We start from the raw sequence: 12,894 nt of genomic DNA on the forward strand, positions 1-12,894 counted from the left end.
TTTATTCCTTCAAGCATAATGCCCCATTGTAATCGCTAGACCCTCCTCTATGTCAGCCCTCACTGCCACCCACCGCGTCGATCTGCAACCCCTGCACACCTTTGGCCTGCCAGCCACAGCCAGTGACTTGCGTTTGCTGTCGTCAGCCGAAGACCTCCAGGCTCTAGCACAAGCCAGGCAAGCAGGGCAGCCTTGGCTTTTACTGGGAGAAGGCAGCAATACAGTCTTTGTCAACCCGCAGCTCAATGCAACGGTGTGGAAAGTGGCCTTGAAGGGTCGGCAGTACCTTGGATGTGACGGTGTGCATCACCACCTGCGCGTTCAGGCGGGTGAAAACTGGCATCAAACTGTTGAATGGACCGTTGCCAAAGGTTGGGGGGGGCTGGAAAACCTCGCCTTGATTCCCGGTTGCGTGGGCGCAAGCCCCGTGCAAAACATCGGTGCGTATGGTGTAGAGCTGAAAGACCGGGTCTCTGCGGTTCATGTGTTTGATCTGGATGCCGCTGAAACAGGCGTTTTTTCCCGCGATGATTGTGAATTTGGATACCGCGACAGCATTTTCAAGCGGTCTGGCCAAGGGCGTTATGTCATTACTGCTGTGGACTTCGCTTTGCCTGTGAAATGGCAGGCTGTTCTGGGTTACGGCGACGTGGCAAAATGTGTGGAGCAACTGGGTGCGATTACACCAATGAACGTGATGAAAGCAGTGTGCTCAATCCGCGCCCAAAAGCTGCCTGACCCAGTTGTTCTGGGTAACAGCGGCAGTTTTTTTAAAAACCCGGTCGTTCCCAGCGGACAAGCGCAGGAATTGTCTGCGCTTTTTCCGGCCCTGGTGCATTACCCGGCTGGCCACGGCTTGGAAAAGCTTGCCGCAGGCTGGCTCATCGACCAATGCGGACTTCGAGGTTTTGAGAGGGCAGGGGTTGGGGTGTATCAAAACCAGGCATTGATTCTGGTCAACCTGGGTGAGGGTTCAGGCCCAGCACTGAAGGGATTGATTGAGCATGTAAGGGCGACTGTAATGGCCAGGTTTGGTGTCGAGTTGGAGCCAGAACCCAATTTGATTTAAGTTTTTACTTTTATTGGGCTTTCGACACCTGCAATTCCTTGGTTGTTTTTCGCTCGGTTTCGTTCGTTTTTGATTTTTTGCTTTTCACGATCCGGTGGTCATTGTTGAAAAATCCGTTCAACTTTGGGCTGTAGGGCAGTTGTACATCCAGCTTCTTGATGGGTGACACCGCACTGGCTGCCTTTACCGCAGCTTTGCCATTCACCCAAATTTCAAAGTTTCCACTTCGTTGCGGCTCGGTGTTGTCGCCCATTTTGCTGACAAGTCCACGAATGATCACATTGTCATCGCCAAGCTTCAGTTTCAGATTGTTGAAATAACGAGTTTCGCGAAGCGGGATGTACCGACCGCCTCTTTCTTCACCAAACTTCTCGATTGAATACTTTCCAGACAAAATCGTGGCGACCACACCAGTTTGCGGGTTTTCAATTCGAGTGCCTGAGGTCCATTGGTACTCGTCCAGGCTTCGCTGATTGAATTCACCGACATAGGTGGTGTGAATGGTTTGAATCAACTTGCCGTCCAGTCGAATGTCAAAGTCAATTGTTGATCTGTCTGGGGTGCTGTTCGTGAAGGGAAACCGCAAGCTCAGATTTTTGGCAAACAGTTCTGTTTGCAAGGTTTCAGCATTAAGCAAGGTCGTTTTTTTCGCTGAATGGATGTATGTACCGGAAACAAGTGTCCCTGCTTCATTGCCCATGAAGTCTGTGCTGGAAATGTGGCAGTTCTTGAATTCCAGTTTCACTGCCTTGTGTGAAGTGTTGGTGTCTTCCACCGTGGGCATTAACTCGGAGGTGACCTCTCCAGGGCAGACCTCATAGCGATGCAGTACTGTTTCGGTTAGGGGCACACCATCCCAGGCTTCCTCAATCCGAAATGTTGCCTGCTTGAAAAGGTCGACCACATTCAAAAGACTTTGAAGCTTCAGTGATTCTTCCATTTGAAGGCTGGTGTTCACATTGCGGGAATCCGCCGCGTGAATGGTCACGGTGGCCGCCTGGCTGACCGCCTGTTTTCCAAATGCATCCTGAATCAGCACATCGTACCGATCGGGTTCAATCTGGTTGGGTGATTGGTTGGCAATTATCTCCAGATATTGACCTGTCTCCCCCTCAAGGGGAGTTCCGTTTTTTCGCCACTGTATGGTTTTTACCGGACCCTTGGTGAGCACGGCCAGGTAAGTGGTTTTTCCAGCTTCGACCACTCTGGACTGGGGGGGCGCCACAAACCCCAATGGCTCCCCTGCCGGTGATGCCACGTGGTGTCGGTTTGCTGCCCAGCTATTTGCATGTACTAAATGTGCGTCAAGCAGCAGCAAGGTGCCAATCAAAAAGAATGAGGTGCGGTGCAACGGGTTGGGGGTATACATGGCCTGTCTATATTGATGACTCCATGAAGTGAGTGGTGTGAGTTGCAGCGAATGTTCCGTGCTTGCGGGAATAAAAAAACCGCTGGGGGTTAGCCAGCGGTCTCTTGTTGCGTCAATGTGTGGCGAGGATCAGCCGCGCTTGATCTTCGCGTTGGCCGCAATGCGCATGCGCAGCGCATTCAGTTTGATAAAACCGCCAGCATCAGCCTGGTTATAGGCGCCACCGTCTTCATCAAAAGTTGCAATGTTCTGGTCAAACAAGGAATCTGTTTTGGAGTCTCGTGCAACTACAATGACGTTGCCCTTGTACAGTTTCACCCGCACCCAGCCGTTGACTGTGCTTTGAGTTTGGTCAATCAGGGTTTGCAATGCAACCCGTTCAGGTGCCCACCAGTAACCGTTGTAAATCATGCTGGCGTAGCGGGGCATCAAGTCGTCTTTCAAGTGAGCCACTTCACGGTCCAGCGTAATGGATTCAATCGCGCGGTGTGCTTTCAGCATGATGGTACCGCCCGGCGTTTCATAACAGCCGCGGCTCTTCATGCCAACATAGCGGTTTTCAACCAGATCCAGGCGACCAATGCCGTGCTTGCCGCCCAAACGATTCAGTTCGGTCAGCACAGTGGCTGGGCTCATCCTGGTACCGTTCAGAGCCACAATATCGCCCTTCTCGTATTCAATGTCCAGGTATTCAGCTTGGTCCGGGGCAGCCTCGGGGCTGACTGTCCAGCGCCACATGCCTTCTTCGGCTTCGGCGCTGGGGTTTTCCAGGTGACGGCCTTCAAAACTGATGTGCAGCAAATTCGCATCCATGGAGTAGGGTGCACCGCCATTTTTGTGTTTCATGTCAATTTCAATGCCAGCGTCTTCCGCATACTTCAGCAATTTCTCGCGGCTTAGCAAATCCCATTCCCGCCATGGTGCAATAATTTTTACACCGGGCATCAGCGCATAGGCACCCAACTCGAAACGCACCTGGTCGTTGCCTTTGCCGGTTGCACCGTGGGAAATGGCGTCTGCGCCGGTTTCACGTGCAATGTCAATCAGGCGCTTGGCGATCAATGGGCGGGCAATTGAGGTGCCCAGCAGGTACTCACCTTCGTAAACCGTATTGGCGCGGAACATCGGAAACACGAAGTCGCGCACGAATTCTTCGCGCACATCATCGATGTAGATGTTTTCGGGTTTGATCCCGAATTTCAATGCCTTTTGGCGTGCAGGTTCGAGTTCTTCACCCTGGCCCAGGTCTGCGGTGAAGGTCACGATTTCACAGCCATAGTTGTCTTGCAGCCACTTCAAAATGACAGAGGTGTCCAGACCGCCAGAATAGGCGAGTACTACTTTGTTGATGTCGCTCATGATTCTCTATTCAAAAGGGTAGTTAAAGGTCCGCTTACTTGCGGCCCAACAAAAGAAATTCCATCAGGGCCTTCTGGGTGTGAAGGCGGTTCTCCGCCTCGTCCCACACCACACTTTTCGGCCCGTCTATCACTTCGGCAGCCACTTCCTCGCCACGGTGGGCGGGCAGGCAGTGCATGAACAATGCTTCTGGGTGGGCTACGTCCATCATCTCGGTATCCACCTGGAAGTCTGCAAAGGCCCGGCGTCGTGCCTTGTTTTCGTTCTCAAACCCCATGCTGGTCCACACGTCGGTGGTTACGAGGTCAGCGCCTTTGCAGGCGTCCATCGGGTCTTCAAACCACTCGTGGTGTGTGCCCTTGATGTTGGTTTTCGCAGGGTCGATGTTGTAATCGCTGGGTGTTGATATGTTGACCTTGAAGTCCAGCATTTCTGCGGCTTGTAGCCAGGTGGCACACATGTTGTTGCCGTCACCTACCCATGCCACTGTTTTGCCTTGAATGCTGCCCCGGTGTTCAATGAAGGTAAAAATGTCAGCCAGGATTTGGCAGGGGTGGTATTCGTTGGTCAAGCCGTTGACAACAGGCACACGGCTATTGGCCGCAAAACGTTCAATGATTTCCTGCTCGTAGGTACGAATCATCACGATGTCGCACATGCGGGAAATGACCTGCGCCGCATCTTCCACGGGTTCGCCACGGCCCAGTTGTGAATCTTTGGTGTTCAGGTAAATCGCAGAGCCGCCCAGTTGGTGCATGCCTGCTTCAAAGCTCAGACGTGTTCGGGTTGAAGCCTTCTCGAAAATCATGACCAACGTACGATCTTGCAGGGGATAGTACGGCTCGTACCGCTTGAACCGTGCCTTGATGTCGCGAGACGACTTCATCAGGTAGTCAAATTCGTCTTTCGAAATGTCGTTGAACTGCAAAAAATGTTTGATAGGCATTTTTCTATACCGGCTTGCCTTGCAGGCCGGTTCCTCTTTATGCGGATTGTTCAAGAAACGCTTTGATCAATGGGGCCAGTTCCATGGCCAGCGTTTCTGCTTCTTCTTTTTTAATCACCAGTGGGGGCAGCAGACGAACCACATTGTCGCGTGTTACGTTGATGATCAAGCCTTTGTCGCGCGCAATTGCAACCAGTTCGGCGCAGGGCTTCCAAAGCTCTACGCCCACCATCAGGCCACGTCCCCGAATATCCTTGATCCCTGCAACACCAGCAAGTTCACGCGACAACACAGCGCGGATCAACTGCCCCATCTGTTCTGCATGCGCCAGCAAGCCTTCTTCTTCCATGATCTGAATGGTGGCCAATGCAGCAACCGACACCAGCGGGCCACCACCGAATGTGGTTCCATGTGTGCCCGGCGTGAACACGCCCGCGGCAGGCCCGGCTGCCAGGCATGCGCCGATTGGTACACCAGAACCCAAACCTTTGGCCAGCGTAATGACATCGGGTTCAATGCCTGCATGCTGGTATCCAAACCATTTGCCAGTGCGGCCAATACCGCTTTGAACTTCGTCAATCATCAGCAACCAACCCTTGGCGGTGCAAAGTTTGCGCAAGGCTTGCAGGTATTCCGTATCGGCCACGTTGATTCCGCCTTCGCCCTGAAGTACTTCCAGCAACACAGCCTGTATGTCGGGGTTCTCTGCAGCAGCCTGCTCAATGGCTGGAAAGTTCTTGTAGGGTACGCGCACAAAGCCGCCAGGCAGTTCACCAAAACCCACTTTGGCCTTGGGGCTGTCCGTTGCTGCCAGGGTGGCCAGCGTGCGACCATGCCAGGCGCGTTCCATGACAATGATCTTGGCGTTTTCAATGCCTTTTTTGTAGCCGTAATGTTTGGCCAGCTTGATAGCGGCCTCATTGGCTTCCGCGCCAGAATTGCAGAAGAACGCCTCGTCCATGCCGGAAATTTCGCACAGCCTGTCGGCCAGTTGGGACTGTTCAACAATGCCGTAGAGGTTGGAAGTGTGGATCAGTTTTCCAGCCTGCTCTGCAATGGCTTTCACCAATTTAGGGTGGTTGTGTCCCAATCCGTTGACCGCAATACCGGCCAAACCATCGAGGTATTTCTTGCCGTCTGTGGACCACATCCACACGCCATCACCATGGGTGAAGGCAATGGGCTGGCGGGCGTAGGTTTTCATCAGGTGGTCTGTCACGGTAAAACTCTCTATCAGCGGTGTTCAGGCAAAACGCGGGGCTTTAAAAACAAACGCAGCCAATCGATTGACGTGCGGCTGCGTGGTGCAAAGCGAAATTGTACGACGAATCAAGGCTTAAGGGCTAGTCCCGGCGGTGTGCGCGGGTTCGAAATTCGTCCAGATCCGAAGGTAAATGTTTGGCTCGCAGGTATTCAGGTGCCACGATGGACAAACTCTCGTAGCCAGCCAGTGGAAACAGCCGTCCTGAAGTCCGAATGTTGTCTATTTTCATGGAGTCTACGTTGTCGCGGCTCATCAGCGGCTCACCAGGAGCAAGCTCCATCAGCAACGCTTGAGCTTTTGCTGCAAATTCTGGAATGCCGAAAACCGCAGGGTTTTTCCCAACAGCCCGGGCCGAAATTTGAACCAGTTCTTTCAAGGTAAACACTTCAGGTCCGGTCAGGTCATAGGTGTTGTGCACCGTTTCTTTGCCATGGTCTTCCACGCAAACCATCACTGCTTTGGCCACGTCACTTACGGAAACGGGCTGAAAACGTGCTTCAGCACCGGCCAGTGGAATAAAGGGCGCGATTTTGGCCAGCGAGGCAAAAGTATTCAGAAAGTTGTCTTCCCGCCCGAACACGACGGATGGACGAAGAATTGTCCAGGCCAAGCCACTGTCTTTGACAATTGCTTCTCCATCGGTTTTGGAACGCAGGTACATGGAAGGTGCCGGGTTCTGAACTCCAACGCCCAGCGCGCTGATGTGCACGATTCTTTTCACGCCATGTTTAGACATGGCTGTACACAGCACCTTTGGAAACTCGACATGATTCACACGGAAGCTTTGCCCATAGGGCTTACCCGGCTTGCTGTGCAGCACACCTAGCAGGTTAACTACAATGTCCTGACCAGTGACTAGGCGTCCCAATGTAGCCCGGTCATGGATATTGGCTTCCACAATGTGACATGTAGGCAGGGTGAGCAGGTGTTTTGCCTTGTCATATCTGCGGGTGGGTGCAGTAATTTTGTAACCAGCTTGCGCCAATTGATTGCACACGGCCTGGCCCAGAAACCCGGACCCGCCAATTACCAACACATTTTTTGATTTACTCATGGAAACCGAATTAACCTGCTTACTTGGATCCGTAGATCATACCGAGTCTTTGTTTCAAAGGGGTCGACGCGTTGTTCAATAGCAAGGAATAAGCCACAGTATTGGACATCACGTTTTTCACATAGCCCCTCGTCTCATCAAAGGGGATCAGTTCGGCGAATATAGCACCTTCCACTTTCCTGTCCCCCAGTCTGCGTTTCCAAAGCGCCGGCCTGCTCGGGCCTGCGTTGTAGCCGGCTGAGGCCAGTACAGGGGATTGGTCGTGTTGCTCAAAAACCATTTTCAGGTAGCTGGTGCCCAAAGTGAGATTGGTTTCAATTTCGGTGATGTCAGCTGGCTGAAAGTCGGACAGACCGATTTTCTTCGCCACGTACTTGGCTGTGGCGGGCATCACCTGCATCAAGCCACTTGCACCTACACCAGATCTTGCAATCGTGACGAATCGCGATTCTTGCCGGATCAAGCCGTACACCCAAGACTCGTCAACACCAATTTCCCGGGTTTTCGCTTGCATGTTTGACCGAAAGGGCGTCAGGTAGCGCAGGCTCAAATCATGTTCGATCTCGGTTCGATCCGCAGCTGCAATCGCGCGGTCATAAAGCTGATTGCGCTCCGCCCAAGTGGCCGCGGCCAACAATTCACGGTCTTTCATTTGCGCAACCTGGAGATTGAACTCCCAGAAGCCGTCTGTTCTAAGCCCTGCATCGTAAAGGGCCAGGGCACGCACCAAGCCAGGGTGTTTTTTAGCCCAGTCCAGTTCTGCTGCAGTCAGTAACTCAGGGCGTTTGGGGGCTGTCACTACATTGCCCAATTCTTCATCTGCCAATTTGCCGTAAAAGGAAAACGGACTTCTGGCCTTGATCCACTCCTGTCGCGCCTCTACCATTTTTCCGGTATTGGCCAAGGCTCGGCCTCGCCAATACACCCACGCCTTGTCCTCTTTCAATACGGGATTCATTTCGTTGGTGGCCTGCAGCACGGCCGGCCAGTCCTCGAGCAGCAATGCGGACCGAACTTTCCACTCCTGTTGCTCCTGACTCATCAGTTCCGGGTTGCTGCGCTTGAAATAAACCAAGGCATTCCGATCCCAAACCAGCCCGGCCCTGTAACCCACATGGGACCACAGCCATTGTTCAGAGCTGGTGGAAAGCTTGCCTGAAAGTGTGCCTTCAAGCAGTCCGGCAACATCTTTGTAATCTTGTACCGCACGACGAGCCAGCGCGCTTGTAAGGTAAAGGTCAGTACCCGTGATGGTCAAGCCAGCTTTGAGAGTTTTGTCGGGGTTGGTGGTTGCTTCGCGCAAGCTGCTGCTGACAATCGCTTTGCCCCACGCAGTTTCGGAAAAATCCTCTACGAATCGAACGGCTTCACTTAGTTGGTTGTTGGCAACCAGTTGTAAAACATGTCGGTCAAGGTCCTGGGCACTTACGCCTCCAACCTTGTACAGATTTTTCAACATCACGCGGCAAGTTCTGGGCAGGCGTTTGTCGGCACTCAAAACAGCATTCAATTTGTAGCGAACAAGCTGCCCCTGTTCGGCAGCGTACATCAGGTCTGCACATTCCACACCTTGGTCTGGGCGGTATCTTAGTTGTGATCGTTGCGCCGCAAACTCATCCCATTGCGCAGTACGTGCCAGTTGTTCCAGCCAATCCCTGCGCAAGGTTTCAGCTGGCCAGCTGCTTTCATGCTTGTTCAGCAAGGGCAATATCTCGGATTTACTCCAGACAACTTCACGGTCGGGGAATTTCTTCTCCACACCTTTCTGGAAAAAACGGAATTGCCAGATTTCTACATGGGGTCTGAATACGCTTTTTTCCGGCATCTGGGCAGCCAAGCGGTTAAACTTGTCATAAGCGCCGTCGACGTAAGCTGATTTGATCTGCTTCATCAGCTCCGCTTCCACCTCCTTGTTTGCAAGCGCGGGCTGGGATAGTGCAATGCCTGCTGCCATCAAGGGAAAGCTGATCCAACGTGAAATGTTCTGAAATATCGTCATTGTTCGTGTCATGAAAAATACTTTGAGGCAAATGGGCATGGCTTACCGCCAGCAATTGGCCGGGGATGATTTACGGGCCTTGGGGCAAGAAATCACCGCGTCATTGTCAACTTTACTCCAAACCTTCGAGCCCTGCACTGTGGGCCTGTTTTACCCTACAAAAGGTGAGCCAGAAATACTGAACATCCTCGAGAACTCCGGGCTGTCGAGCTTCGCATGGGCTTTGCCTGTGTGTAGTGAGTCCTCGAAAGGTCCCATTCTACGTTTTGCCAGCTTTCAACGGGGTGATCAACTGGAGGCAGGGCGTTACAACATTCCGGTGCCCGTTTGCAAAAATTGGGTTCAACCCACCCTTTTGCTGTTACCCTGCCTGGCGTTTCATCGTGACGGTGCGCGTTTGGGATATGGCGCGGGTTGGTATGACCGCACTTTGGCTCAACTGGCTACTCAACCCATGGCGGTAGGTGTGGCATATTCCGCCACCGAATCACCTGACGATTTCGCTGAAAACCACGACCATTTGCTGGATTTCGTGGTGACAGAAAAGTCCGCCATTACTTGTACCGGTAGAAAGTCTCAATAGCCAATTCTGTCCAGAATGGCCAAAGTCGGCTGTGCCGTGTTCATTGTGTAGAAGTGAAGGCCTGGTGCACCCTCTTTGATCAGTTGCTCGCACAGGTTGGAGATGACTTCCAGCCCGAATGAGCGGATTGACTCCCGATCGTCCCCGAAGTGCTGAAGACGATTTCTCATCCAGCGAGGAATCTCTGCACCACAGGCATCCGAGAACCGTGCCAGTTGGCTGAAATTGGTAATCGGCATGATGCCTGGAATCAGTGGAATCGAAATGCGGCTTTGTACTTGGTCGCGGAAATACAAAAATGAATCCGCATTAAAAAAGTACTGGGTTATGGCAGAGTTAGCACCGCAGTTTACCTTGTGCACAAAAGCATCCACGTCGGCTGCTGGGCTCTTGGCCTGAGGGTGAGTTTCAGGGTAAGCAGCCACTTCAATGAAGAAGTGATCGCCTGTTTCCTTGCGGATGAATTCCACCAATTCGCTGGCATAGCGAAATGACCCGGTTTCCAGCATGCCCGAAGGCAGGTCGCCGCGAAGTGCAACGATTCGTTTGATGCCGTGTTCTTTGTATTGATTCAGCAACGCGAGAACATTGTCTTTTGAAGAGCCAACGCAAGACAGGTGCGGGGCTGCTTCTTCACCTGCGGATTTGATTTCCAGTACTGTCGAAAGTGTACCGTCCTGCGTAGTGCCGCCTGCACCAAAAGTCACTGAGAAAAACTCGGGTTGTCGTTCGGACAGCAGCTCACGCGTGGCGCGCAATTTTTGGGCACCTTCCTCGGTTTTTGCTGGGAAAAATTCAAAGCTGATATTCATCATGGTTTGTCAGTTCGCGGATTTATTGTTTCGCAGCAGTGTCTTTTTTTACTGCATGCACAAAATATTCTTGATTGCCATCACCGCCTTTCAAGGCACAGGGAAAGAAGTCAATCACCTGCAAGTTCAAATTGGCGCACGTGTTTCTTATATCGTCTTCTAGTGTACCGATCAGGCTTTCCAGGTTCTTCACCAATCCGTTCTTGCCAATGTGCTCCGGGCCTAGCTCAAACTGCGGTTTAACCAAGAAAAGCACCTCGCACGTGTCGGGCAGTAATTCAGTCACATTCGGCAACACCTTGCGCAGGGAAATGAAAGACAAATCCGCCACTGCCAATTCGAATGGCAGGAAATACGGTTCTCTCGACTGAATCTCAGCCTGCAATTCGCCAGCGTTCACCTTGTACAGATTGATGCCTTCCAAGGCTAAAACCTGCTTGTTTTCTTTCAAGTTTGGGTGCAGTTGGTCTTTGCCCACATCCACACCAACCACACTTCGCGCAGCGTGCTGGAGCAAGCAATCGGTAAAACCGCCAGTGGACTGACCAAGGTCAATACACTTTTTATTTTCTACTTCAATATGGGTATGTTCCAGAGCATGGTGTAGTTTGAGTCCACCTCGGGAAACGAAATTGGGGCCATCGCAGGGAATCAATTCCAGCGTCATGAAGGGCTCAATCCGCTGCGATGCTTTTTTAACAACAACAGGCAGGGTATTCACACCGTTGCGAAGCAGTACCTTGCCTTGTTCGATCAAAGTTTGTGCCTGTGCCCTTGATGGGCACAGGCCTTTGTCAACCAGGGCCAGGTCTGCGCGCAAGGTGCTAATCTGTCCTGATTAATAGCGGTAATGGTCAGGCTTGTAAGGGCCGACTTGTTTCACACCAATGTAGCTGGCTTGATCGGGGCTCAGTTCGGTCAACTGGGCACCAATTTTTTCCAGATGCAAGCGTGCCACTTTTTCGTCCAGGTGCTTGGGCAATACATACACGCCCACTGGATAGTTCTCGATGTGCTGCCACAATTCAATCTGTGCAATTGTCTGGTTTGCAAAGCTTGAAGACATCACGAAAGAGGGGTGGCCTGTGCCACAACCCAAGTTCACCAGGCGGCCTTCAGCCAACATGATGATGCGCTTGCCATCCGGGAAAATGATGTGGTCAACTTGCGGCTTGATATTTTCCCACTGGTACTTCTTCACGCTGGCAATGTCGATTTCGTTGTCGAAGTGACCAATGTTACAAACAATCGACTGGTCCTTCATCTTGACCATGTGATCGTGGGTAATGATGTCCTTGTTGCCAGTGGCGGTTACGAAAATATCTGCCTTGTCGGCAGCGTAATCCATGGTCACAACACGATAGCCTTCCATTGCAGCCTGCAATGCGCAAATCGGGTCAATTTCAGTAACCCAAACCTGAGCAGACAATGCACGCAAAGCCTGTGCAGAACCTTTGCCCACGTCACCGTAACCTGCAACAACAGCCACTTTGCCTGCAATCATCACATCGGTTGCGCGCTTGATACCGTCCACCAGTGATTCACGGCAACCATACAGGTTGTCGAACTTCGACTTGGTTACAGAATCATTCACGTTGATGGCTGGGAAGGCCAGCTCGCCTTTCTTGTGCATTTCGTACAGACGGTGCACACCAGTTGTTGTTTCTTCCGTTACACCCTTGATTTCTTTCAGGCGCTTGGAATACCAGGTTGGGTCTGTCTTCAATGTCTTTTTAATGGACTCAAACAGGCAAATTTCTTCTTCACTGCCGGGGTTGTTCAACACGCTGAGGTCTTTCTCAGCCTTGGTGCCCAGGTGCAGCAACATGGTGGCATCGCCGCCATCGTCCAGAATCATGTTGGAATAGCCACCGTCTGCCCATTCGAAAATGCGGTGTGTGAAATTCCAGTAGTCAGTCAGTGATTCGCCCTTGAACGCAAACACAGGAATGCCTGCTGCTGCAATCGCGGCGGCTGCATGGTCTTGTGTAGAGTAAATGTTGCAAGAGGCCCAACGCACTTCTGCGCCCAGTGCTGCCAATGTTTCAATCAGCACGGCTGTTTGAATGGTCATGTGCAGTGAACCGGTAATGCGGGCGCCTTTCAAAGGCTGGGATGCAGCAAATTCCTTGCGAATGGCCATCAAGCCAGGCATTTCGGTTTCTGCAATCGCGATTTCTTTGCGGCCAAAATCGGCCTGAGACAAGTCGGCTACGAAAAAATCGTTGTCGCCGTTGGCGGTGATAGGTTTTGCAATGGCGTTCATCACGCCCTCCTTTGTAAAGTTCAAAAAGAAAGAAGCGTGAGCGCCGTTGTTTATTTCTTGTTCGAGCCTAGCACCCCAAAATACATGGGTGTGTCGCAACGCTCCTCGAACTGGCTTGATTGTAGCAGGGTTCGATCAGGAAGGCCAAGTTCATTTCAACCCAGCCCCCTGAA

Annotated in this window: 11 protein-coding genes and 1 riboswitch; of the genes, 2 read left to right on the forward strand and 9 right to left on the reverse strand. The window is 52.1% G+C overall.

Going from position 1 to position 12,894, the window contains the following annotated elements; all coding sequences use genetic code 11:
• Positions 1–49 precede the first annotated feature (49 nt).
• The gene (gene murB, locus RGQ30_RS03945) at positions 50–1,069 is read left to right on the forward strand and encodes a UDP-N-acetylmuramate dehydrogenase (RefSeq protein ID WP_130558223.1); all 1,020 of its coding nucleotides are present in this window, start codon (positions 50–52) and stop codon (positions 1,067–1,069) included.
• 10 nt (positions 1,070–1,079) lie between these two features.
• Here murB and RGQ30_RS03950 read toward each other — a convergent pair whose 3' ends face one another.
• The 6 genes from RGQ30_RS03950 to RGQ30_RS03975 form a co-directional block, all read right to left on the reverse strand.
• On the reverse strand, positions 1,080–2,438 hold the full coding sequence (locus RGQ30_RS03950) for a hypothetical protein (RefSeq protein WP_130558222.1): 1,359 nt from the start codon (positions 2,436–2,438) through the stop codon (positions 1,080–1,082).
• 129 nt (positions 2,439–2,567) lie between these two features.
• Positions 2,568–3,797, reverse strand: a complete 1,230-nt coding sequence (locus RGQ30_RS03955; protein ID WP_130558221.1) for an argininosuccinate synthase — start codon at positions 3,795–3,797, stop codon at positions 2,568–2,570.
• A gap of 34 nt (positions 3,798–3,831) precedes the next feature.
• On the reverse strand, positions 3,832–4,743 hold the full coding sequence (argF, locus tag RGQ30_RS03960; protein ID WP_130558220.1) for an ornithine carbamoyltransferase: 912 nt from the start codon (positions 4,741–4,743) through the stop codon (positions 3,832–3,834).
• 37 nt (positions 4,744–4,780) lie between these two features.
• Positions 4,781–5,962: an aspartate aminotransferase family protein gene (locus RGQ30_RS03965; RefSeq protein ID WP_420915165.1), complete on the reverse strand. Its 1,182-nt coding sequence runs from the start codon at positions 5,960–5,962 to the stop codon at positions 4,781–4,783.
• Between the two features lie 124 nt (positions 5,963–6,086).
• Complete coding sequence (locus RGQ30_RS03970; RefSeq protein WP_130558219.1) at positions 6,087–7,061, reverse strand: complex I NDUFA9 subunit family protein; 975 nt, start codon at positions 7,059–7,061, stop codon at positions 6,087–6,089.
• Between the two features lie 19 nt (positions 7,062–7,080).
• The gene (locus tag RGQ30_RS03975) at positions 7,081–9,060 is read right to left on the reverse strand and encodes a lytic transglycosylase domain-containing protein (RefSeq protein ID WP_338284766.1); all 1,980 of its coding nucleotides are present in this window, start codon (positions 9,058–9,060) and stop codon (positions 7,081–7,083) included.
• Between the two features lie 10 nt (positions 9,061–9,070).
• On the opposite strand from RGQ30_RS03975, the gene RGQ30_RS03980 reads away from it, so the two are divergent.
• Entirely contained in the window at positions 9,071–9,643 is a 573-nt protein-coding gene (locus RGQ30_RS03980) for a 5-formyltetrahydrofolate cyclo-ligase (protein WP_130558217.1), read from the forward strand.
• On the opposite strand, the gene metF is transcribed toward RGQ30_RS03980, so the two are convergent.
• The 3 genes from metF to ahcY are packed head-to-tail and all read right to left on the reverse strand — an operon-like array spanning position 9,637 to position 12,721.
• Positions 9,637–10,458, reverse strand: a complete 822-nt coding sequence (metF, locus tag RGQ30_RS03985; protein ID WP_130558216.1) for a methylenetetrahydrofolate reductase [NAD(P)H] — start codon at positions 10,456–10,458, stop codon at positions 9,637–9,639. The genes RGQ30_RS03980 and metF overlap by 7 nt on opposite strands.
• Before the next feature lie 19 nt (positions 10,459–10,477).
• Entirely contained in the window at positions 10,478–11,275 is a 798-nt protein-coding gene (locus RGQ30_RS03990; RefSeq protein ID WP_130558215.1) for a TlyA family RNA methyltransferase, read from the reverse strand.
• Positions 11,276–11,293: 18 nt separating this feature from the next.
• Positions 11,294–12,721, reverse strand: a complete 1,428-nt coding sequence (gene ahcY, locus RGQ30_RS03995) for an adenosylhomocysteinase (protein WP_130558214.1) — start codon at positions 12,719–12,721, stop codon at positions 11,294–11,296.
• Positions 12,722–12,752: 31 nt separating this feature from the next.
• Positions 12,753–12,834, reverse strand: a riboswitch (S-adenosyl-L-homocysteine riboswitch).
• Positions 12,835–12,894 lie beyond the last annotated feature (60 nt).

The sequence above is a fragment of the Limnobacter thiooxidans genome, assembly GCF_036323495.1.
GTDB classification, from domain to species: Bacteria; Pseudomonadota; Gammaproteobacteria; order Burkholderiales; family Burkholderiaceae_B; genus Limnobacter; species Limnobacter thiooxidans.